This window comes from Enterobacter sp. C3_dUdeg (genome assembly GCF_057536195.1).
Window position 1 is genome coordinate 160,339 of the sequence record NZ_BAAKFX010000001.1, and the last position, 21,567, is coordinate 181,905.

17 protein-coding genes are annotated in these 21,567 nt (G+C 56.2%); 13 read left to right on the forward strand and 4 right to left on the reverse strand.

Annotation, left to right across the window (positions count from 1 at the left end):
* Window positions 1-155 precede the first annotated feature (155 nt).
* Genes fruB through fruA form a run of 3 tightly spaced genes read left to right on the forward strand, consistent with a single transcriptional unit; the run spans window position 156 to window position 3,920 of the window.
* Window positions 156-1,286 (forward strand): fused PTS fructose transporter subunit IIA/HPr protein, encoded by a 1,131-nt coding sequence (fruB, locus tag AC27FC_RS00720; RefSeq protein WP_182071298.1) that lies wholly within the window; start codon window positions 156-158, stop codon window positions 1,284-1,286.
* Entirely contained in the window at window positions 1,286-2,224 is a 939-nt protein-coding gene (fruK, locus tag AC27FC_RS00725; RefSeq protein ID WP_014170919.1) for a 1-phosphofructokinase, read from the forward strand. The genes fruB and fruK overlap by 1 nt, the downstream gene beginning before the upstream one ends.
* Before the next feature lie 16 nt (window positions 2,225-2,240).
* Entirely contained in the window at window positions 2,241-3,920 is a 1,680-nt protein-coding gene (gene fruA / locus AC27FC_RS00730) for a PTS fructose transporter subunit IIBC (protein WP_196354920.1), read from the forward strand.
* A gap of 47 nt (window positions 3,921-3,967) precedes the next feature.
* Here fruA and nfo read toward each other — a convergent pair whose 3' ends face one another.
* Complete coding sequence (nfo, locus tag AC27FC_RS00735; protein WP_196354919.1) at window positions 3,968-4,825, reverse strand: deoxyribonuclease IV; 858 nt, start codon at window positions 4,823-4,825, stop codon at window positions 3,968-3,970.
* Between the two features lie 64 nt (window positions 4,826-4,889).
* Window positions 4,890-5,936, reverse strand: coding sequence for a YeiH family protein (locus AC27FC_RS00740; RefSeq protein WP_196354918.1), 1,047 nt, complete (start codon window positions 5,934-5,936; stop codon window positions 4,890-4,892).
* 97 nt (window positions 5,937-6,033) lie between these two features.
* On the opposite strand from AC27FC_RS00740, the gene yieE reads away from it, so the two are divergent.
* The 3 genes from yieE (at window position 6,034) to cirA (ending at window position 10,745) form a co-directional block, all read left to right on the forward strand.
* Window positions 6,034-6,900, forward strand: a complete 867-nt coding sequence (gene yieE / locus AC27FC_RS00745) for a DNA-binding transcriptional regulator YeiE (protein ID WP_023312476.1) — start codon at window positions 6,034-6,036, stop codon at window positions 6,898-6,900.
* Window positions 6,901-7,080: 180 nt separating this feature from the next.
* Complete coding sequence (locus AC27FC_RS00750) at window positions 7,081-8,550, forward strand: amino acid permease (RefSeq protein ID WP_023336352.1); 1,470 nt, start codon at window positions 7,081-7,083, stop codon at window positions 8,548-8,550.
* 224 nt (window positions 8,551-8,774) lie between these two features.
* Window positions 8,775-10,745 carry a catecholate siderophore receptor CirA gene (cirA, locus tag AC27FC_RS00755; protein ID WP_039263164.1) on the forward strand — a complete coding sequence of 657 codons (1,971 nt, stop codon included), beginning with the start codon at window positions 8,775-8,777 and terminating at the stop codon, window positions 10,743-10,745.
* A 111-nt stretch (window positions 10,746-10,856) separates the two neighbouring features.
* Here the strand turns inward: cirA and fghA are convergent, their stop codons facing one another.
* A complete protein-coding gene (gene fghA, locus AC27FC_RS00760; RefSeq protein ID WP_033146032.1) occupies window positions 10,857-11,684 on the reverse strand; it encodes an S-formylglutathione hydrolase in 828 nt (275 codons plus the stop codon).
* Between the two features lie 138 nt (window positions 11,685-11,822).
* On the opposite strand from fghA, the gene AC27FC_RS00765 reads away from it, so the two are divergent.
* The 7 genes from AC27FC_RS00765 (at window position 11,823) to mglC (ending at window position 20,016) form a co-directional block, all read left to right on the forward strand.
* Window positions 11,823-12,971 (forward strand): YbfB/YjiJ family MFS transporter, encoded by a 1,149-nt coding sequence (locus AC27FC_RS00765; RefSeq protein ID WP_039263162.1) that lies wholly within the window; start codon window positions 11,823-11,825, stop codon window positions 12,969-12,971.
* A 102-nt stretch (window positions 12,972-13,073) separates the two neighbouring features.
* A complete protein-coding gene (folE, locus tag AC27FC_RS00770; protein WP_023312471.1) occupies window positions 13,074-13,742 on the forward strand; it encodes a GTP cyclohydrolase I FolE in 669 nt (222 codons plus the stop codon).
* Window positions 13,743-13,761: 19 nt separating this feature from the next.
* Window positions 13,762-14,919 carry a DUF418 domain-containing protein YeiB gene (gene yeiB / locus AC27FC_RS00775; protein WP_196354917.1) on the forward strand — a complete coding sequence of 386 codons (1,158 nt, stop codon included), beginning with the start codon at window positions 13,762-13,764 and terminating at the stop codon, window positions 14,917-14,919.
* Between the two features lie 155 nt (window positions 14,920-15,074).
* Complete coding sequence (gene galS / locus AC27FC_RS00780; protein ID WP_029740403.1) at window positions 15,075-16,097, forward strand: HTH-type transcriptional regulator GalS; 1,023 nt, start codon at window positions 15,075-15,077, stop codon at window positions 16,095-16,097.
* A gap of 294 nt (window positions 16,098-16,391) precedes the next feature.
* Window positions 16,392-17,390 (forward strand): galactose/glucose ABC transporter substrate-binding protein MglB, encoded by a 999-nt coding sequence (gene mglB / locus AC27FC_RS00785; protein ID WP_023312468.1) that lies wholly within the window; start codon window positions 16,392-16,394, stop codon window positions 17,388-17,390.
* Between the two features lie 79 nt (window positions 17,391-17,469).
* Window positions 17,470-18,990 carry a galactose/methyl galactoside ABC transporter ATP-binding protein MglA gene (mglA, locus tag AC27FC_RS00790; RefSeq protein ID WP_023312467.1) on the forward strand — a complete coding sequence of 507 codons (1,521 nt, stop codon included), beginning with the start codon at window positions 17,470-17,472 and terminating at the stop codon, window positions 18,988-18,990.
* Between the two features lie 15 nt (window positions 18,991-19,005).
* Window positions 19,006-20,016 (forward strand): galactose/methyl galactoside ABC transporter permease MglC, encoded by a 1,011-nt coding sequence (gene mglC / locus AC27FC_RS00795; RefSeq protein ID WP_008500921.1) that lies wholly within the window; start codon window positions 19,006-19,008, stop codon window positions 20,014-20,016.
* A gap of 49 nt (window positions 20,017-20,065) precedes the next feature.
* Here mglC and AC27FC_RS00800 read toward each other — a convergent pair whose 3' ends face one another.
* On the reverse strand, window positions 20,066-21,454 hold the full coding sequence (locus AC27FC_RS00800; RefSeq protein ID WP_196354982.1) for a glutamine synthetase family protein: 1,389 nt from the start codon (window positions 21,452-21,454) through the stop codon (window positions 20,066-20,068).
* Window positions 21,455-21,567 lie beyond the last annotated feature (113 nt).

A 21,567-nucleotide genomic window follows, 5' to 3' on the forward strand; every position in this document is an offset into this window, starting at 1 on the left:
GATATCGCAAATACGAGTTTACTTGCAAGACATTGCAGAAAGCGCAAGACTTTTTGAAACGTTTCAGCGCTATCTTGTTTTAACAAACGGAGCAGGCTAGCGCATTTTTTCTCATTAAAGCTGAAACGATTCAAGTTCAGCAGGAGTGGAGAACCATGTTCCAGTTATCTGTTCAGGATATCCACCCGGGCGCTCAGGCCGGGGATAAAGAAGAGGCTATTCGCCAGGTTGCCGCTGCGCTTGTGCAGGCGGGTAACGTCGCGGACGGCTATGTAAACGGCATGCTGGCCCGCGAGCAGCAGACCTCAACCTTCCTCGGCAATGGCATTGCCATTCCGCACGGCACAACCGACACCCGCGATCAGGTGCTGAAAACCGGCGTTCAGGTTTATCAGTTCCCGCAGGGCGTGCTCTGGGGCGACGGTCAGGTGGCGTATGTGGCTATCGGTATCGCGGCCAGCAGCGACGAACACTTAGGCCTGCTGCGTCAGCTGACGCATGTCCTGAGCGATGACGATGTGGCTGAACAGCTGAAGTCCGCGACCACAGCTGAAGAGCTGCGCGCCCTGCTGATGGGCGAAAAACAGAGCGAAGCGCTGAAGCTGGATAACGAAACGCTGACGCTGGACGTGGTTGCCTCCGATCTGGTAACGCTGCAGGCGCTGAACGCGGGTCGTCTGAAAGAAGCCGGCGCGGCGGATGCCACGTTTGTGACGCGCGTGATTAACGATAAGCCGTTGAACCTGGGTCAGGGTATCTGGCTGAACGACAGTGCTGAAGGCAACCTGCGCAGCGCTATCGCCGTGAGCCGCGCGGCCAATGCGTTTGACGTAGAAGGCGAGCGCGCGGCCATGCTGGTGACCGTGGCAATGAACGATGAGCAGCCGGTTTCCGTGCTGAAGCGTCTTGGCGATCTGCTGCTGAACAACAAAGCTGAAAAACTGCTGAACGCTGATGCCTCCACCGTGCTGGCACTGCTGACCAGTGATGATGCGCCGATCGAAGACGTGCAGACCGCGGAGTTCGTGGTACGCAACGAGCACGGCCTGCATGCCCGTCCGGGCACCATGCTGGTGAATACCATTAAACAATTCGAGAGTGAGATCACCGTGGCGAATCTTGATGGCACGGGCAAACCGGCCAACGGCCGTAGTCTGATGAAAGTTGTCGCGCTGGGCGTGAAGAAAGGACATCGTCTGCGTTTCACCGCACAGGGTGCCGATGCTGAACAGGCGCTGAAAGCGATTGGCGACGCCATCGCGGCGGGTCTGGGGGAGGGCGCATAATGAGCAGACGTGTTGCGACTATTACGCTGAACCCGGCTTATGACCTGGTAGGATTTTGCCCGGAAATTGAGCGCGGCGAAGTCAACCTCGTGCGTACCACTGGCCTGCATGCTGCGGGTAAAGGGATTAACGTCGCGAAAGTGCTCAAGGATCTCGGTATCGACGTCACCGTGGGGGGATTCCTCGGTAAAGATAACCAGGATGGTTTCCAGCAGCTGTTCAGCGAGCTGGGCATTGCCAACCGTTTTCAGGTTGTTCAGGGCCGTACCCGCATCAACGTCAAGCTGACGGAGAAAGACGGTGAAGTGACCGATCTGAATTTTTCTGGCTTCGAAGTGACGCCGTCTGACTGGGAGCGTTTTGTTAACGACTCTCTGACCTGGCTTGGTCAGTTTGACATGGTCTGCGTCAGCGGCAGCCTGCCGTCCGGCGTGAGCCCGGAAGCGTTTACCGACTGGATGACGCGTCTGCGCAGCCAGTGCCCGTGCATTATTTTTGACAGCAGCCGCGACGCGCTGGTTGCCGGTCTGAAAGCTTCGCCGTGGCTGGTGAAGCCGAATCGCCGCGAGCTGGAGATCTGGGCGGGTCGTAAGCTGCCGGAATTAAAAGATGTGATTGACGCTGCCCATGCGCTGCGCGAGCAGGGTATCGCTCACGTGGTTATCTCGCTTGGTGCAGAAGGAGCGTTGTGGGTTAACGCTTCTGGCGAATGGATCGCCAAACCGCCGTCGGTTGACGTTGTCAGCACCGTTGGCGCAGGGGATTCGATGGTTGGCGGCCTGATTTATGGTCTGCTGATGCGTGAATCCAGTGAACATACTTTACGTCTTGCCACTGCCGTTGCTGCCCTGGCCGTAAGCCAGAGCAATGTCGGTATTACCGATCGTACCCAGTTAGCCGCGATGATGGCGCGCGTTGACTTAAAACCTTTTAACTAACAGCAGGAGAGGAATAATGAAAACGCTGCTGATCATTGACTCCGGTCTCGGACAGGCTCGCGCCTATATGGCGAAGACCTTGCTGGGAGCGGCGGCGAACAAAGCACATCTCGAGATCATTGATAACCCGGGCGATGCCGAACTGGCCATTGTCCTGGGCGACAACATCCCGGCTGACAGTGCGCTGAACGGCAAAAAAGTGTGGCTGGGCGATATTAATCGCGCGGTGGCACATCCGGAACTGTTCCTGAGCGAAGCGAAAGGGCACGCGTCTGTCTACAGCGCGCCTGTCGCGACGGCACCGGCTGCGGGTCCGAAACGCGTTGTTGCGGTGACGGCCTGCCCGACGGGCGTGGCTCACACCTTTATGGCAGCTGAGGCCATTGAAACCGAAGCGAAAAAACGCGGCTGGTGGGTTAAAGTTGAAACGCGCGGCTCCGTCGGTGCCGGCAACGCTATCACCCCTGAAGAAGTGGCTGAGGCCGATCTGGTGATTGTGGCGGCGGATATCGAAGTGGACCTGGCGAAATTTGCCGGTAAGCCAATGTACCGCACGTCTACCGGCCTGGCGCTGAAAAAGACCGCGCAGGAGTTTGATAAAGCGCTGGTGGAAGCGAAGCCGTATCAGGCAACCGGCGCGCGTCAAACCGCGACGGAAGGTAAGAAAGAGTCTGCAGGCGCCTATCGCCATCTGTTGACCGGTGTGTCTTACATGCTGCCGATGGTGGTTGCGGGTGGTCTGTGTATCGCCCTCTCGTTCGCATTTGGTATTACCGCGTTTAAAGAGCAGGGCACGCTGGCCGCTGCGTTAATGCAGATTGGCGGCGGTTCCGCGTTCGCACTGATGGTTCCCGTTCTGGCAGGCTTTATTGCCTTCTCCATCGCTGACCGTCCTGGCCTGACGCCGGGCCTTATCGGCGGTATGCTGGCCGTGAGCACCGGTTCTGGCTTTATCGGCGGTATCATCGCGGGCTTCCTGGCCGGTTACGTCGCGAAGCTCATCAGCTCGAAGCTCAAGCTGCCGCAGAGTATGGAAGCGCTGAAACCGATTCTGATCATCCCGCTGATTTCTAGCCTGGTGGTCGGTCTGGCGATGATTTACCTGATTGGTAAGCCGGTTGCGGGCATCCTGGCGGGTCTGACCCACTGGCTGCAAACCATGGGCACCGCGAACGCGGTTCTGCTGGGCGCAATTCTCGGCGGCATGATGTGTACCGACATGGGTGGTCCGGTGAACAAAGCGGCGTACGCCTTTGGTGTTGGCCTGCTGAGTACTCAGACCTACGCACCGATGGCAGCGATCATGGCGGCAGGTATGGTGCCTCCTCTGGCGCTCGGCCTGGCGACGATTATTGCCCGTCGTAAGTTCGATAAAGCGCAGCAGGAAGGCGGTAAAGCCGCGCTGGTGCTGGGTCTGTGCTTCATTACCGAAGGTGCCATTCCGTTCGCGGCCCGTGACCCAATGCGTGTACTGCCGTGCTGTATCGCGGGTGGTGCAGTGACCGGGGCGATCTCCATGGCGATTGGCGCAAAACTGATGGCACCACACGGCGGTCTGTTTGTACTGCTGATCCCTGGCGCCATTACGCCGGTGCTGGGCTACCTGCTGGCCATCGTTGCCGGTACGCTGGTGGCGGGTCTGTCATACGCGGTGTTGAAACGTCCTGAAGCGGAAGTCGTGGCGAAAGCAGCGTAAGCGATAAACCACAAAAAAGCCGGGTTGCATAATGCACCCGGCTTTTTTTATGCCGCCTGTTCAGCGGTTTGCTGTGCCTTCAGCCAGGCAATCTCTTCTGCCCAGATGTCCGGATTAATGGTTTCCAGCACCATCGGAATACCGTCGAAGCGGGCGTCCTGCATAATGAAGCGGAACGCATCGTGGCCAATGTTGCCTTCGCCCAGGCTGTCGTGGCGGTCAACGCGGCTGCCAAAGGCGCTTTTCGCATCGTTTAAGTGCATTCCGCGCAGGTACTTAAAGCCAACAATGCGCTCGAACTCATCGAACGTGTTTTTCGTTGCCTCGGTGGTGCGCAGGTCATAGCCGGCGGCAAACGCGTGGCAGGTATCAATGCACACGCCAACGCGGGATTTATCCTCCACGCCGTCGATGATCGCCGCCAGATGTTCAAACCTAAAGCCGAGATTGCTGCCCTGACCGGCGGTATTCTCTATTACCGCGGTGACGCCTTTGGTCTTGTCCAGCGTGATGTTAATGGATTCGGCAATGCGCGCCAGGCAGGCATCTTCATCGATTTGCATCAGATGGCTGCCCGGATGGAAGTTCAGCAGCGTCAGCCCCAGCTGTTCGCAGCGCTGTACTTCATCAAGAAACGCCTCGCGGGATTTTTCCAGCGCTTCTTCAACCGGGTGACCGAGGTTGATCAGGTAGCTGTCGTGGGGAAGGATCTGGCCTGGCCCGTAGTGGTACTTCTCACAGGCGGCTTTGAAATCATCAATCACGTCAGCGGTGAGCGGCGCGGCGCGCCACTGGCGCTGGTTTTTGGTGAACAGGGCGAAAGCGGTCGCCTCGATTTCGGCGGCGCGAATGGCGGCATTCGCAAGGCCACCTGCAGCGCTGACGTGCGCTCCAACATATTTCATAAAAAAACTCCTGCTAACCCGAAACGCTTATGATAGCGGGTTAGCAGGAGAAGGACGAGATGGTTTATGCTATCAGGCTATGGACCGCGAGGTTAATCGCCCCGCCCCCGACAATCAGCCAGATGAAGAGCACCAGAGCCATCAGCAGCGGTTTCGCACCGGCTTTTTTCAGCGCGCTGACGTGTGTGGTGACCCCCAGTGCCGCCATGGCCATCGCCAGCAGCACGGTATCCAGCGTCACCAGCATATCCACCACCGCTTTCGGCAGCAGGTGGAAGGAGTTGAAAATCGCTACCACGATAAACAGGATCGCAAACCACGGAATGGTGATTTTGCTTTTCTCGCTGCCGCCTGCCGGTGCCAGCTGCTTAACCCGCGCCGCGAGGAAAATCAGGAACGGTGCCAGCATCATCACGCGCAGCATTTTGGCAATCACCGCCGCGTTTTCGGCTTCCGGGTTAATGGCATGTCCTGCCGCCACCACCTGGGCCACTTCGTGCATGGTCGAACCGATATAGATGCCGTAGGTTTCCGGGCTAAACCAGTGGGCAACCAGCGGATACATCGCCGGGTAGAGGAAGATCGCCAGCGTACCGAAGATCACCACCGTCGCCACCGCCACGGTCACCTTGCTGGCTTCGGCTTTAACGACGGGCTCTGTTGCCAGCACCGCCGCGGCCCCGCAGATACTGCTCCCGGCACCGATCAGCCAGCTGGTTTGCTTATCCAGGCCAAAGATTTTCTGGCCGATAAAGCAGGCCAGTAAAAAGGTGCTGGTCAGGGTAAGGACGTCGATGGCAATTCCGCTCACGCCCACGTCCGCAATCTGCGAAAAGGTGAGACGGAAGCCGTAAAGGATGATCCCGAGACGCAGCAGGTGCTGTTTGGCAAAGATCACGCCGCCGTCGCAGGATTTCCAGATATGCGGGTAAACGGTGTTTCCCACGACCATGCCCAGCAAAATGGCCAGCGTCAACGCGCTGAAACCTGCGCCTGCGATAGCCGGGATGCTGCCGCCCCATAATGCTACGGCGGTCACTGCTGCGCTAAGCGCGAGGCCCGGCACGAAGTGCCAAACTGTACGATGATGTTGTAAGGTGATTTCTGACATAACCTTCTCCTTTGTCTGGCTAAAGGTTACGGCGCTCTGGCTTAAAAATAAAATTGATTATATACTTATAATCAATCTATATAAGTGGTAAGCAACAATGCACATTACATTGCGTCAGCTGGAAGTGTTTGCCGAGGTGCTGAAAAGCGGCTCGACGACCCAGGCGTCACAAATGCTGGCGCTCTCGCAGTCTGCGGTCAGCGCGGCGTTGACCGATCTTGAAGGGCAGCTGGGCGTTCAGCTTTTCGACCGGGTAGGGAAGAGACTAGTGGTCAACGAGCACGGTCGTCTTCTTTATCCACGCGCGCTGGCGCTGCTGGAGCAGGCTATCGAAATCGAACAGCTGTTCCGCGAAGACAACGGTGCGATCCGCGTCTACGCCAGCAGCACCATTGGGAACTACATCCTGCCGGAAGTGATTGCCCGCTACCGCCGGGATTTCCCGACCCTGCCGCTGGAGATGAGCGTGGGCAATAGCCAGGACGTTATCAACGCGGTGATCGATTTCCGCGTGGATATCGGCCTCATCGAAGGGCCCTGCCATAACGTCGATATCATTGCCGAGCCCTGGCTGGAAGATGAACTGGTGGTGTTTGCGTCCCCGGCTTCGTCGTTATTGCAGGGCGAGGTGACGCTGGAGCGCCTGGCGCAGGCGCAGTGGATCCTGCGCGAGCAGGGCTCCGGCACGCGTGAAATTGTCGATTATCTGCTGCTTTCCCATCTGCCGCATTTCCAGTTAGGGATGGAGCTTGGGAACTCTGAGGCTATCAAGCACGCGGTGCGTCATGGCCTGGGGATCAGCTGTCTTTCCCGGCGCGTCATTGCCGAACAGCTTGAGACGGGGTCGCTGGTTGAAATCCCGGTTCCGTTGCCGAAACTGGTGCGCACGCTATGGTGCATCCATCATCGTCAGAAACACCTTTCCAGCTCTCTGCAGCGTTTTCTGCGCTACTGCGCCATTTAACGTTTCCCGGTGGCGCTTCGCTTACCGGGGCTACGCGCGCCTGTCACCCCACGTTTTTATGCTTTACTTATAATCCTGGCCGAGTCATGAAGCTCTCTTATAACTGAGTATTTCTGCCGGAAGGAACGCGGATCGTCTGCTACAATCGCGCCTCATTTATTAAATGGACAGCATTTTCATATGGTTTCAGAAATTAAAACCACAGAAGCGCCCACGCTACGTCGTGAACTCAAGGCGCGTCACCTGACGATGATCGCCATTGGCGGCTCAATCGGTACAGGTCTTTTCGTTGCCTCTGGCGCAACGATTTCGGCAGCAGGCCCGGGTGGGGCGCTCTTCTCTTATATCCTGATTGGCCTGATGGTGTACTTCCTGATGACCAGTCTCGGCGAACTGGCCGCGTACATGCCGGTATCCGGTTCGTTCTCGACCTACGGTCAAAAATACGTTGAAGAAGGCTTCGGCTTCGCGCTGGGCTGGAACTACTGGTACAACTGGGCGGTCACTATCGCCGTTGACCTTGTCGCCGCACAGCTGGTGATGAACTGGTGGTTCCCGGATACGCCGGGCTGGATCTGGAGCGCCCTGTTCCTGGCCGTCATCTTCCTGCTGAACTACATCTCCGTGCGCGGTTTCGGCGAAGCGGAATACTGGTTCTCTTTGATCAAAGTGGCAACCGTCATCATCTTTATCGTCGTCGGTGTGGCGATGATCGTTGGTATTTTCAAAGGCGCAGAACCTGCGGGCTGGAGTAACTGGGCGATAGGCGATGCGCCGTTTGCCGGTGGCCTTTCGGCGATGATTGGCGTGGCGATGATTGTCGGCTTCTCCTTCCAGGGGACCGAGCTGATTGGTATCGCCGCCGGTGAGTCAGAGAATCCGGAGAAAAATATTCCGCGTGCGGTCCGTCAGGTATTCTGGCGTATCCTGCTGTTCTATGTGTTCGCGATCCTGATTATCAGCCTGATCATCCCGTACACCGATCCAAGCCTGCTGCGTAATGACGTAAAAGACATTAGCGTCAGCCCGTTCACGCTGGTCTTCCAGCACGCCGGTCTGCTTTCGGCCGCGGCGGTGATGAACGCCGTTATCCTGACCGCAGTGCTTTCAGCCGGTAACTCCGGGATGTACGCGTCCACCCGTATGCTCTACACGCTGGCATGCGACGGTAAGGCGCCGCGTATCTTTGCGAAACTGTCCCGTGGCGGTGTGCCGCGTAACGCGCTGTACGCCACAACGGTGATTGCCGGTCTGTGCTTCCTGACCTCCATGTTTGGCAACCAGACGGTGTACCTGTGGCTGCTTAACACGTCCGGGATGACGGGCTTTATTGCCTGGCTGGGGATTGCTATTAGCCACTACCGTTTCCGCCGTGGTTTCGTCAAGCAGGGCCACGATATTAACTCGCTGCCGTATCGCTCCGGTTTCTTCCCGCTGGGTCCTATTTTCGCCTTCATTCTGTGCCTGATCATTACGCTGGGACAGAACTATGAAGCGTTCCTGGCGGACACCATTGACTGGGGCGCCGTGACGGCGACCTACATTGGTATTCCGCTGTTCCTCGTCATCTGGTTTGGCTACAAGCTGACGAAAGGAACAAAATTCGTTCGCTACAGTGAAATGGAATTCCCGGAACGATTTAAACAATAACCGCACTTCCTCTCTTTTAACCCGCTCAATCGAGCGGGTTTTTTTATTCCCGCATTCTGATACAAAGATATATTTCTTAAAAATTTAATTGATAATAATTATCGTTTGCTTTATCGTTATCAAAAACAAGCGTGTCACCGACCCACCGCAGATGTGGGCGGCAAGGAAGACGCTGTGAGCAATGATGATTTGATTTAGTTGTATTTACCTCATGGAGATATGGAATGTTTAGGTTGAATCCCTTCGTCAGGGGAGGACTTTGTGCGTCCGCAATGTCCCTGGCCCTGCCTGTTATCGCAGCGGAATCCGGCGACACAATGGTTGTAACGGCCTCCGCGACCGAGCAAAACCTGAAAGACGCCCCGGCAAGCATCAGCGTGATTACCCAGGAAGATTTGCAGCGCAAACCCGTTCAGAATCTGAAAGATGTGTTACGGGAGGTGCCGGGCGTTCAGCTCACGAGCGAAGGGGACAACCGTAAAGGGGTAAGTATTCGTGGACTGGACAGCAGCTATACGCTGATCCTGATCGACGGCAAGCGCGTCAACTCGCGTAACGCGGTATTCCGCCATAATGATTTCGACCTCAACTGGGTGCCGGTTGACGCCATCGAACGAATCGAAGTGGTGCGCGGACCGATGTCTTCTCTTTACGGTTCCGATGCGCTGGGCGGCGTGGTGAACATTATCACCAAAAAAATCGGCCAGAAATGGACGGGCACCCTGAGCGCCGATTCCACGATTCAGGAGCACCGCGACCGTGGAGACACCTACAACGGTCAGTTCTATACCAGCGGTCCGCTGGTGGACGGCCTGCTGGGGCTGAAAGCCTACGGTAGCCTCGCGAAGCGTGAGAAAGACGGTCAGCAGAAGTCCTCTACCACGGCGAGTGGTGAAACGCCGCGCATTGAGGGCTTCACCAGCCGCGATGCGAATGTGGAGTTCGCCTGGACACCGTCTGAAAACCACGACTTTACGGCGGGCTACGGTTTCGACCGTCAGGATCGCGACTCGGATTCCCTCGACAAAAACCGCCTTGAGCGTCAGAACTATTCTCTCAGCCACAACGGCCGTTGGGGCGTCGGCAACAGCGAGCTGAAGGTTTACGGCGAAAAGGTGGATAACAAAAACCCGGGCAACAGCAATCCGATCACCTCCGAGAGCAACGCGGTGGACGGGAAATACGTGCTGCCTCTGGGCGAAATCAACCAGCTGCTGACCTTCGGCGGGGAATGGCGTCACGATAAGCTGAAGGATCCGGTCAACCTGACGGGCGGTTCCAGCAGCAGTACCTCGACAAGCCAGTATGCCCTGTTCCTTGAAGATGAGTGGCGTATCTTTGAACCTCTGGCGCTGACCACCGGCATCCGTATGGATGACCATGATACCTACGGTGACCACTGGAGCCCGCGAGCCTATCTGGTTTACAACGCGACCGATACCGTAACGGTGAAAGGGGGCTGGGCTACCGCGTTTAAAGCGCCGTCACTGCTCCAGCTGAGCCCGGACTGGGTCACCGGCTCGTGCCGCGGTGCCTGTGAGATTGTCGGTAACCCGGATCTGAAACCGGAAACCAGCGAGAGCTTCGAATTCGGTCTGTACTACAGCGGGGAAGAGGGCTGGTTAGAGGGCGTGCAGGCCAGCGTTACCACCTTCCAGAATAACGTGGATGATCGCATCAGCATCAGCCGTACGGCCAATGCGAAACAGGCGCAGGGCTACCCTAACTACGTTGGCCTGAATGCGGACGGTGAACCAATTTTCCGCTACTACAACGTTAACAAGGCGCGTATCCGCGGGGTGGAGACCGAGCTGAAACTCCCGCTGGCGGACGACTGGAAACTGACCCTGAACTACACCTACAACGATGGTCGCGATATCAGCAACGGCGGCAACAAGCCGCTGTCCGATCTGCCGTTCCACACCGCCAACGGTACCGTTGACTGGAAGGCGACGCAGGACTGGTCGTTCTACGTTCAGGGCAACTACACCGGTGAGAAACGCGCGCTGACCAGCAGTGCAGCAACGCCGGGTGGCTATGTCATCTGGAATACCGGCGCCGCGTGGCAGGCGACGAAAAGCGTGAAGCTGCGCGCGGGCGTGCAGAACCTGCTGGATAAAGATCTGAGCCGCGACGATTACAGCTATACGGAAGATGGCCGTCGCTACTTTGTCGGTGTGGATTACAAGTTCTGATGCGGCCAGGGTAAAAGCAAAACGGCAACGTAAGTTGCCGTTTTTAGTATTTGTTCCCTCTCCCTGTGGGAGAGGGCCAGGGTGAGGGCATCAGAGCGCACGTAGCCGCACTTACCCAAACAAATGCTCCGCATGGAAGCGGAGATGATCCTCAATAAAGGATGCGATGAAGTAATAGCTGTGGTCATACCCCGGCTGGATGCGCAGCGTCAGCGGCCAGTCCTTCTGGCGTGCCGCTTCTGCGAGCACCGCAGGCTGTAGCTGTCCGGCGAGGAACTGATCCGCATCGCCCTGATCGACAAGCATCGGGATCGCATTTGCCGAGCTGCTGGCCAGCATCAGCGCACAGCTGTCCCATTCCTGCCATTTTGCTTCATCTTCACCCAGATAGTTCGTGAAGGCTTTTTGCCCCCACGGCACCTGCGTTGGGTTCACAATTGGCGCAAATGCCGACACGCTGACGTATTTTCCCGGATTTTTTAACGCCATGATCAGCGCCCCGTGACCGCCCATAGAATGTCCGCTGATGGCGCAGCGGTCGCTTACCGCAAACCCGGACTGAATCAGCGCGGGCAGCTCGTCGCGAATGTAGTCATACATGCGGTAGTGGCCTGCCCACGGCTGCTCGGTCGCATTGAGATAAAACCCGGCGCCTTTACCCAGGTCGTATCCTGCATCGTCGGCCACATCATCGCCACGCGGGCTGGTATCAGGCATCACCAGCGCAATACCCAGCTCGGCGGCAAGTCGCTGCGCGCCCGCTTTGGTGGTGAAGTTTTCGTCGTTGCAGGTCAGGCCTGAAAGCCAGAACAGAACCGGCGGGTTTTCCGTCGGCGGCAGGAAAATGCTGAACGTCATCGCACAGTTCAGGACGGTGGAGTCATGCCGCCAGCGCTGCTGTCGACCTTCAAAACAACGGTGCTCTTCGAGCAGTTCCATGCAGGGCTCCTTAATGAGAATGCGTATTCATAAAAATCATAATACAGCCTTTTCATTGACCTGTGAGTAACTTTCACTTTCGCCAGACGGCGAGATGCTGCATCATAAATTTACTTTTCTTTAACAATTGGAGCGGTCATGGCGCTGCGTATTGCGCTCAGTGGATTTGTCGTTCTGGTGGTGGCGATGGGAATAGGGCGCTTTGCCTTTACGCCTCAGGTGCCGCTCATGATTGCTGCCGGGCAGCTTACGCTGACCAGCGCGGGTCTGGTGGCGGCGATGAATTATCTGGGCTATCTGGTGGGCGCATGGGATGCCATGCGCGCGCACCGCTTTGTGGAAACGCGCCTCTGGCTTGGCATCACCGGCGCGGTTGCGCTGACGCTGCTCTCCGCGGCGGCGGATAACGCCGTCGTGCACGGCCTGCTGCGCTTCGTGATTGGCTGCATGAGCGGCTGGTCGATGGTACTCATTGCCGCCTGGACCAACGAACGGCTGGGGCAGCTGGGTAAACCGGGCCTGAGCGCCGCCGTGTTTGCCGGGCCAGGGGCGGGCATTGCCCTGAGCGGGCTGCTCGCCGTCTATATCCAGGCGAAATCCCTTTCGGCCGGGGCGGCATGGCAAATCTACGGCGTGCTGGCGCTGGTGCTGATTGCGCTGGTGGCGCGCTACCTGCCGCGATCCGGGCAGCTCCATCGCCCCGGCACCGCGCCGGAGCCGCTGGTGCTGACGGCGGATTTAAAGCGCCTGGTCTGGAGCTACAGCCTGGCCGGGTTTGGCTATATCCTCCCGGCGACATTTCTGTCGCAAATGGCTGCGGTGCGTTTTCCCGGCAGCCTGTTCGCCCAGTTTGTCTGGCCGATTTTTGGTATCGCCGCCGTGGTGGGCATTGCGCTCAGTATTCTTTTACGCCACACCTCAACGGCGAACCGCAGGCTGGCTATCGTGCTGTGGTTACAGGGGGCTGGCGTGCTGGCGGCCTGGCTGCTGCCGGGGATTGGCGGTTTGCTGACGGGCGGGCTGCTGGTGGGCGGCGGTTTTTTGTGTGCCGTGCAGCTCTCTCTTTTATACGGCCGCGAGCTGGCGCCAAACCATACGCGCTATATGGCAGGCCTGCTCACCACCGGGTATGCGATTGGTCAATTGATTGGCCCGATGACCTCGGCGTTATCAACCTGGCTTACCCACCGGCTGGAGCCCGCGCTGGGTCTGGCGGGCGTTGCGCTGTTCGTCGGCGGAGCGCTGGTCTGGAATCGTCACGCTGAAAGGCAACAGCAATTGCAATAATTATCGTCGTGAATACTGGATTATGTGCGCCGCCTCACGCACAATGAGCGCATACTTTTGCCACAACGAGGGCAAAAGACGCCACACCTGCAGGAGAACAAAATGTCATCACTCAGTAAAGAAGCTGCCCTGGTCCACGAAGCCCTGGTTGCGCGCGGTCTTGAAACGCCACTGCGTCCGCCCGTACAGGATTTGGACAATGAAACCCGCAAGCGTCTGATTGCCGGTCATATGACCGAGATCATGGAGCTGCTGAATCTCGATCTGAGTGACGACAGTCTGATGGAGACGCCGCACCGCATCGCGAAAATGTACGTCGACGAAATTTTCTCCGGGCTGGATTACGCCAACTTCCCGAAAATCACCGTCATTGAAAACAAGATGAAAGTGGACGAGATGGTGACGGTACGCGATATCACGCTGACCAGCACCTGCGAACACCACTTCGTGACCATCGACGGTAAAGCGACCGTGGCGTATATCCCAAAAGATACGGTGATTGGCCTGTCGAAAATCAACCGCATCGTGCAGTTCTTTGCTCAGCGTCCGCAGGTGCAGGAGCGTCTGACTCAGCAGATCCTGACCGCGCTGCAAACGCTGCTGGGCACCAATAACGTGGCCGTCTCTATCGACGCGGTTCACTACTGCGTGAAGGCGCGCGGCGTGCGTGATGCGACCAGTGCAACGACCACCACGTCGCTGGGCGGCCTGTTTAAATCGAGCCAGAATACCCGCCAGGAGTTCCTGCGCGCCGTACGTCACCACAACTAAGTCTTACAGGGCAGGAACCATGGAGCGAAACGTCACGCTCGATTTTGTTCGCGGCGTCGCCATTCTCGGTATCCTGCTGCTTAATATCAGCGCCTTCGGCCTGCCGAAGGCGGCTTATCTCAATCCTGCCTGGTATGGCGACATCACGCGCAGTGATGCCTGGACCTGGGCTGTCCTCGATCTCTTCACGCAGGTTAAATTCCTCACGCTGTTTGCCCTGCTGTTTGGTGCAGGTCTGCAACTCCTCCTCAAACGCGGTACGCGCTGGATCCAGTCGCGCCTGACGCTGCTGGTTCTCCTCGGCTTTATCCACGGGCTGTTCTTTTGGGACGGCGATATTCTTCTCGCGTATGGACTAGTCGGGCTCATCTGCTGGCGTCTGATTCGCGATGCGCACAGTGTAAAAAGCCTGTTTAACACCGGCGTGATGCTCTATGTCATGGGGCTTGGGGTCCTGCTGCTGCTGGGGATGATCTCCGGCGAGGCGACGAACCGTTCCTGGATACCGGATGCCGCTAACCTGCAGTACGAACAGTACTGGAAGCTGAAGGGCGGTACGGAAGCGATAAGCAACCGCGCGGATATGCTGGGGGATAACCTCCTTGCGCTGGGCGCGCAATACGGCTGGCAGCTGGCGGGCATGATGCTGATGGGCGCGTCACTGATGCGCACCGGCTGGCTGAAAGGGGAGTTCAGCCTGCGTCACTATCGGCGAACGGGTGTCGGGCTGGTGCTGATCGGCGTGCTGATTAACCTCCCGGCGGTAATCACGCAGTGGCATATCCACTGGGATTACCGCTGGTGCGCGTTCCTGCTCCAGGTGCCGCGCGAACTGAGCGCGCCGTTCCAGACCATCGGCTACGCGGCGCTGATCTATGGCAACTGGCCAACGCTTTCCCGCCTGTGGATCGTCAGCGCTATCGCCTGCGTGGGCCGCATGGCGTTGAGCAATTACCTCCTGCAAACGCTGATATGCACCACGCTTTTCTATCGCTTTGGCCTGTTTATGAAATTCGACCGCCTCACGCTGCTGGCGTTTGTTATTCCGGTCTGGGTGATTAACCTGGCGTTTTCTGTTCTCTGGCTACGCTATTTCCGCCAGGGACCGCTGGAGTGGGTGTGGCGTCAGTTAACCTCACATGCTTCAGGGGTATCATTGAGGAACACATCCAGATAACGATCTGGATCACAATCATTAACAAAACGGATGTAAGCGTTTTCATGAGTGTGAGCTTCTTCACGTAGTCCCCTTTCTCTCGCTGCCAAAATAGCCACCTTGCTAAACACAGGGGGTGTCTGTGAGTTGCTGCAATCCTTTGAAGGATGGTGAATATGATCACCATTCGTGACGTCGCCCGTCAGGCGGGCGTTTCTGTGGCTACCGTCTCACGCGTGCTGAACAATAGCGCGCTGGTCAGCCCTGAAACCCGTGAAACCGTAATGAAAGCCGTGACCCAGCTCGGGTACCGGCCAAATGCCAATGCCCAGGCGCTTGCGACGCAGGTCAGCGACACCATCGGCGTGGTGGTGATGGATGTATCGGATGCCTTTTTCGGCGCGCTGGTCAAAGCGGTCGACGTGGTCGCCCAGCAGCATCAGAAATATGTCCTGATCGGCAATAGCTATCATGAGGCGGAAAAGGAGCGCCATGCCATCGAAGTGCTGATCCGCCAGCGCTGTAACGCCTTGATTGTCCATTCAAAAGCCTTGAGCGATGAAGAGCTAACCGGCTTTATGGATCAGATCCCGGGCATGGTGTTGATCAACCGCATCGTCCCCGGCTATGCCCATCGCTGCGTCGGGCTGGATAACGTCAGCGGCGCCATGATGGCGACGAAAATGCTCATCAACAACGGGCATCAGCGGATCGGCTATCTGGCCTCCAGCCATCATATTGAAGATGACGACCTGCGGCGCGAGGGGTGGCAAAACGCCCTGAAAGAGCACGGCATTACGCCGTCAGAAAGCTGGACAGGCACCGGTACGCCTGACATGCAGGGCGGTGAGGCGGCGATGGTGGAGCTGCTGGGCCGCAACCTGCAGCTTACTGCGGTGTTTGCCTATAACGACAGCATGGCGGCAGGCGCCCTGACGGCGCTGAAAGATAACGGCATTGCGGTGCCACAGCATTTATCACTCATTGGTTTTGATGATATTCCGATTGCCCGTTACACCGACCCGCAGCTGACAACGGTGCGTTACCCCATTGCCTCTATGGCGAAACTGGCGACTGAGCTGGCGTTACAGGGGGCTGCAGGGCTGCTGGATCCGGGCGCAACGCACTGTTTCATGCCGACTTTAGTGCGTCGGCACTCCGTCGCGGCCCGGCAAATTGTGGTTCCGATCACTAACTGATAACGTGAGGTGATGTAACCGTTTTCAATCTGTGAGTAAATTCACAGTATCTTAACAAGGCGCTGACTATGATGTCAGCGTTTTAGGGGCTGAAACGCTATGTAACGGTGATTATTCACTTTCACTATAGCCAATGTGCCGCAAACAACGAATAAAACGCATTTCTGGAGCGTTACCGAACACGGAAGATAGAAATTTTATAAGTGAACTTCGGCTGTCAGTAACGTTTTATTAACACCTGCCCGCCGATCGTTATTCACAAGAACTACCCTGCATAAAAAAACCGGAGATACCATGAATAAGAAGGTGTTGACCCTGTCTGCCGTAATGGCAAGCATGCTTTTTGGTGCAGCAGCGCACGCTGCGGATACCCGTATTGGTGTGACCATCTATAAATACGACGACAACTTCATGTCTGTTGTACGTAAAGCGATTGAGAAAGATGCGAAAGCAGCGCCAGACGTTCAGCTGCTGATGAACGACTCCCAGAACGACCAGTCCAAACAGAACGACCAGATCGACGTTCTGCTGGCGAAAGGCGTGAAAGCCCTGGCCATCAACCTGGTTGACCCGGCTGCAGCAGGCACGGTTATTGAAAAAGCGCGCGGCCAGAACGTGCCAATCGTCTTCTTCAACAAAGAACCTTCCCGTAAAGCGCTGGATAGCTACGACAAAGCGTATTACGTCGGTACCGACTCCAAAGAGTCCGGTATTATTCAGGGCGATCTGATCGCGAAACACTGGGCGGCGAACCCGAACTGGGACCTGAACAAAGACGGTCAGATTCAGTTCGTGCTGCTGAAAGGCGAACCCGGCCACCCGGATGCTGAAGCCCGTACCACCTACGTTATCAAAGAGCTGAACGACAAGGGTCTGAAAACCCAGCAGCTGGCGTTAGATACCGCGATGTGGGATACCGCTCAGGCGAAAGATAAAATGGACGCGTGGCTGTCCGGCCCTAACGCGAACAAAATCGAAGTGGTTATCGCCAACAACGATGCGATGGCAATGGGTGCGGTAGAAGCGCTGAAAGCGCACAACAAATCCTCCATTCCTGTGTTCGGCGTAGATGCACTGCCAGAAGCGCTGGCGCTGGTTAAATCCGGTGCGATGGCCGGTACCGTTCTGAACGATGCCAACAACCAGGCGAAAGCGACCTTCGATCTGGCGAAAAACCTGGCCGATGGCAAAGGCGCGGCAGATGGCACCAGCTGGAAAATTGAAAACAAAATCGTTCGCGTACCTTACGTGGGCGTAGACCAGTCCAACCTGGCTGAGTTTATCGGTAAATAAGTTAGCGGTACTGTCTCCACTGGGCGCAATTCGTTGCGCCCTTTTATAACGCGATATGCGAGGCCAACAAGGTATAATTATGGTCAGCACAAATACTCAGTCATCCGGTGAATACCTGTTGGAAATGAGCGGTATCAACAAGTCATTTCCCGGCGTTAAGGCACTCGATAATGTTAATTTAAAAGTTCGTCCTCACTCTATTCATGCCCTGATGGGGGAGAACGGTGCGGGTAAATCAACATTATTAAAATGTCTTTTTGGGATCTATCAAAAAGATTCTGGCAGCATTCTTTTTCAGGGGAAAGAGATCGATTTCCATTCAGCGAAAGAAGCACTGGAAAACGGTATCTCGATGGTTCACCAGGAATTAAACCTGGTGCTGCAGCGTTCAGTCATGGATAACATGTGGTTGGGGCGTTATCCAACCAAGGGTGTCTTTGTCGATCAGGACAAAATGTATCGCGACACCAAAGCGATTTTTGATGAGCTGGATATTGATATCGACCCGCGCGCCCGCGTGGGAACATTATCCGTCTCCCAGATGCAGATGATCGAAATCGCCAAAGCGTTCTCCTATGATGCGAAAATCGTCATCATGGACGAACCGACATCGTCATTAACGGAAAAAGAGGTTAATCACCTTTTTACCATTATTCGTAAGCTAAAAGATCGCGGCTGCGGCATTGTGTATATCTCCCACAAAATGGAAGAGATCTTCCAGCTGTGCGATGAGATTACCATTCTGCGCGACGGTCAGTGGATTGCCACGCAGCCGCTGGAAGGGCTGGACATGGACAAGATCATCGCCATGATGGTCGGCCGTTCCCTTAACCAGCGCTTCCCGGATAAAGAAAACAAGCCGGGCGAAGTGATCCTGGAAGTACGTAATCTGACCTCGTTACGCCAGCCGTCTATTCGCGATGTCTCCTTCGACCTGCACAAGGGCGAAATCCTGGGGATTGCCGGTCTGGTCGGGGCAAAACGTACCGATATCGTGGAAACTCTGTTCGGTATCCGTGAGAAAGCCGAAGGCACTATTACGCTGCACGGTAAGAAAATTAACAACCACAACGCCAACGAAGCCATTAATAATGGTTTTGCGCTGGTGACGGAAGAGCGTCGTTCGACCGGTATTTATGCCTATCTGGATATTAACTTTAACTCGTTAATTTCTAACATTCGCAATTACAAAAACAAAGTCGGACTGCTGGATAACTCCCGCATGAAGAGCGATACCCAATGGGTTATTGACTCCATGCGCGTGAAAACGCCAGGACACCGCACCCAAATTGGTTCGCTGTCAGGCGGTAACCAGCAAAAAGTCATTATCGGACGTTGGTTATTAACCCAGCCAGAAATTCTGATGCTGGATGAACCGACCCGCGGTATTGACGTCGGCGCGAAGTTTGAAATTTATCAGCTGATTGCCGAGCTGGCGAAAAAGAATAAAGGGATCATTATTATTTCTTCCGAAATGCCGGAATTGTTAGGGATCACGGATCGTATTCTGGTTATGAGCAATGGTCTCGTTGCCGGTATTGTTGACACCAAAACGACAACGCAAAACGAAATTTTGCGTCTTGCGTCTTTGCACCTTTAAGATCAGGGGCTCCTCATGAGTGCGTTAAATAAAAAAAGTTTTCTCACTTACCTGAAAGAAGGCGGTATTTACGTTGTTCTTTTAGTACTGCTGGCTATCATCATTTTCCAGGACCCTACGTTCTTAAGCCTGCTGAACCTGAGTAACATTCTGACCCAGTCCTCCGTGCGTATTATTATTGCGCTGGGCGTGGCGGGCCTGATCGTAACCCAGGGGACGGACCTTTCTGCCGGTCGCCAGGTGGGGCTGGCGGCGGTTATCGCGGCAACCCTGCTGCAGTCGATGGAAAACGCCAACAAGGTCTTCCCGGAAATGGCCACCATGCCGATTTTCGTGGTGATCCTGATTGTCTGCGCCATCGGTGCGGTGATTGGTCTGATCAACGGTATCATTATCGCCTACCTGAACGTGACGCCGTTTATCACCACGCTGGGTACGATGATCATCGTTTACGGTATCAACTCCCTGTACTACGACTTTGTCGGTGCTTCCCCCATCTCGGGTTTTGACAGCGGCTTCTCGACCTTTACGCAAGGGTTCATCGCGCTGGGCAGCTTCCGCCTGTCGTATATCACCTTCTATGCGCTGATTGCGGTGGCCTTCGTCTGGATCCTGTGGAACAAAACGCGCTTTGGTAAAAACATCTTCGCTATCGGCGGTAACCCGGAAGCGGCGAAAGTCTCCGGCGTGAACGTTGCCCTGAACCTGCTCATCATTTATGCCCTGTCCGGCGTGTTCTACGCCTTCGGCGGGATGCTGGAAGCGGGCCGTATCGGCTCTGCAACCAACAACCTTGGCTTCATGTACGAGCTGGATGCAATCGCAGCCTGCGTGGTGGGCGGCGTCTCCTTCAGCGGCGGCGTGGGTACGGTACTGGGCGTGGTGACCGGTGTGATCATCTTCACCGTCATCAACTACGGCTTGACCTATATCGGCGTGAACCCGTACTGGCAGTACATCATCAAAGGCGCCATCATTATCTTCGCGGTCGCGCTGGATTCACTGAAGTACGCGCGTAAGAAGTAATTGCTCCTCGCGATATCCGGCCCGCTCATCGAGCGGGCTTTTTTATGACTTATGCCAGCAGTGACTCCTCTCGGGTCACGATGCGCTCAAACCAGTCGAGTTCAGAGAGCTTGCAGGCGACCCACTGTTCGGAAAAGGCGTCGCCCAGGCTGTCGGTGAGGTACTGACAGCGGGCAAAGGTCTCAATCGCCTCCTGCTGAAACAGCGGCAGCGCGGGTTCATCATGCTGCGGTTCGGGCAAATCCTCGTCGTCGATGTTTTCCAGCCCGTACAGCATGCCGGTCAGGATAGTGGCTGCCACCAGATAGGGATTGGCATCGGCCCCGGCCAGCCGGTACTCGATACGACGGTTGTGGTCATCCGAGCAGGGAATACGCAGGGCGGCGGAGCGGGTGTTATAGCCCCAGGAGTTAAATACGGGCTCCGTCAGGTTTTTACGCAGGCGACGAAACGCGTTAACGCCCGGCGCAAGAATGGCGACGGAGGCGGGCATCAGCGCCAGCTGCCCCGCGATGCACAAACGCATCATGCTGTTAAGCGCGTTCACCGGGGAAGCAAAAACGTTTTCGCCGTGACGATTGTTCAGGCTGAAATGGAAGTGCAAACCGCTGCCGGACAGCTGGCTGAAAGGCTTCGCCATAAAGTTGGCCTGCAGGCCGTGCTTTTCGGCAACGTAACGGGTCAGGCGACGAAGCGCCAGCACGTTATCGCAGACCTCAACGACGCGATGGCTGTGCTTCAGGTTTAATTCGTACTGACCGGACTCGGCTTCCGCCACGATCCCGGACAGCGGGATGCGCTGAAGGTGCGCCAGCTGTTCCAGCTCGTCAAACAGTGCCGCATGGGCCGTCGTAGTATCCATATGAAAACAGCCCTGATTTTGCGGATCCCGATTGTCATGTCCCGTCAGATAGAACTCGATTTCCGGGGCAATCACCGGGAAGAGACCGTGCTGGTGGAAGCGGGCCAGCACGTTCTGCAGTATCACGCGCGGCTCAAGCGGGCAGGGGGTATCGTCACTGTCTTTCATCGTCAGCAGGATCTGCGCATTGTGCTGCGGATCCTGCGGGCAGGGGCGCAGGGAGCCGGCGACCGGCACGCAGAGTCGGTCCGGTTCATCATGAAGTGGGGCGGCGATTTTTCCTTTCTGATCCATCGAGTAGACCGAAAGGGGAAAATAACAGCCTTTTTCCAGGCTCAGCATGCTCTCCACCGACAGACGCTTGCCGCGCATCGTGCCGTTGATATCGTTCAGGTAAACGTCTACATGTTTCGTCTGCGGGTAACGTTCCAGATAATCCGCTACTTCCACTGAAATGTTGTGCTGCAGGGCATCAATTTTTTCATCAAGCCAGAGACCGGAATTGAGTGCGCCAGGAAGTGATAAACCGGGAAAGTTAAAATACGGACGGAGACTTTTGAGGAAAAACGCATTCATTATCGAGTTCATAGTCATTCTTCAATGAAGCCGTAGCGGCAGTGAACTCAGCTTAAAAGAGCCGACGTAAAGGGGGGATAAAAAGCGTCAGGCCCGGCGTAAAGAAAGTATAA

Excerpts from the sequence above, each read along its gene's own strand:
- fruA (WP_196354920.1), top strand. The coding sequence starts at position 2,241 with ATGAAAACGCTGCTGATCATTGACTCCGGTCTCGGACAGGCTCGCGCC.
- AC27FC_RS00750 (WP_023336352.1), top strand. The coding sequence starts at position 7,081 with ATGGTTTCAGAAATTAAAACCACAGAAGCGCCCACGCTACGTCGTGAA.
- galS (WP_029740403.1), top strand. The coding sequence starts at position 15,075 with ATGATCACCATTCGTGACGTCGCCCGTCAGGCGGGCGTTTCTGTGGCT.
- nfo (WP_196354919.1), bottom strand. The coding sequence starts at position 4,825 with ATGAAATATGTTGGAGCGCACGTCAGCGCTGCAGGTGGCCTTGCGAAT.
- yeiB (WP_196354917.1), top strand. The coding sequence starts at position 13,762 with ATGGAGCGAAACGTCACGCTCGATTTTGTTCGCGGCGTCGCCATTCTC.
- fruK (WP_014170919.1), top strand. The coding sequence starts at position 1,286 with ATGAGCAGACGTGTTGCGACTATTACGCTGAACCCGGCTTATGACCTG.
- AC27FC_RS00765 (WP_039263162.1), top strand. The coding sequence starts at position 11,823 with ATGGCGCTGCGTATTGCGCTCAGTGGATTTGTCGTTCTGGTGGTGGCG.
- fruB (WP_182071298.1), top strand. The coding sequence starts at position 156 with ATGTTCCAGTTATCTGTTCAGGATATCCACCCGGGCGCTCAGGCCGGG.
- mglB (WP_023312468.1), top strand. The coding sequence starts at position 16,392 with ATGAATAAGAAGGTGTTGACCCTGTCTGCCGTAATGGCAAGCATGCTT.
- yieE (WP_023312476.1), top strand. The coding sequence starts at position 6,034 with ATGCACATTACATTGCGTCAGCTGGAAGTGTTTGCCGAGGTGCTGAAA.
- fghA (WP_033146032.1), bottom strand. The coding sequence starts at position 11,684 with ATGGAACTGCTCGAAGAGCACCGTTGTTTTGAAGGTCGACAGCAGCGC.
- AC27FC_RS00740 (WP_196354918.1), bottom strand. The coding sequence starts at position 5,936 with ATGTCAGAAATCACCTTACAACATCATCGTACAGTTTGGCACTTCGTG.
- folE (WP_023312471.1), top strand. The coding sequence starts at position 13,074 with ATGTCATCACTCAGTAAAGAAGCTGCCCTGGTCCACGAAGCCCTGGTT.
- mglC (WP_008500921.1), top strand. The coding sequence starts at position 19,006 with ATGAGTGCGTTAAATAAAAAAAGTTTTCTCACTTACCTGAAAGAAGGC.
- cirA (WP_039263164.1), top strand. The coding sequence starts at position 8,775 with ATGTTTAGGTTGAATCCCTTCGTCAGGGGAGGACTTTGTGCGTCCGCA.
- AC27FC_RS00800 (WP_196354982.1), bottom strand. The coding sequence starts at position 21,454 with ATGAATGCGTTTTTCCTCAAAAGTCTCCGTCCGTATTTTAACTTTCCC.
- mglA (WP_023312467.1), top strand. The coding sequence starts at position 17,470 with ATGGTCAGCACAAATACTCAGTCATCCGGTGAATACCTGTTGGAAATG.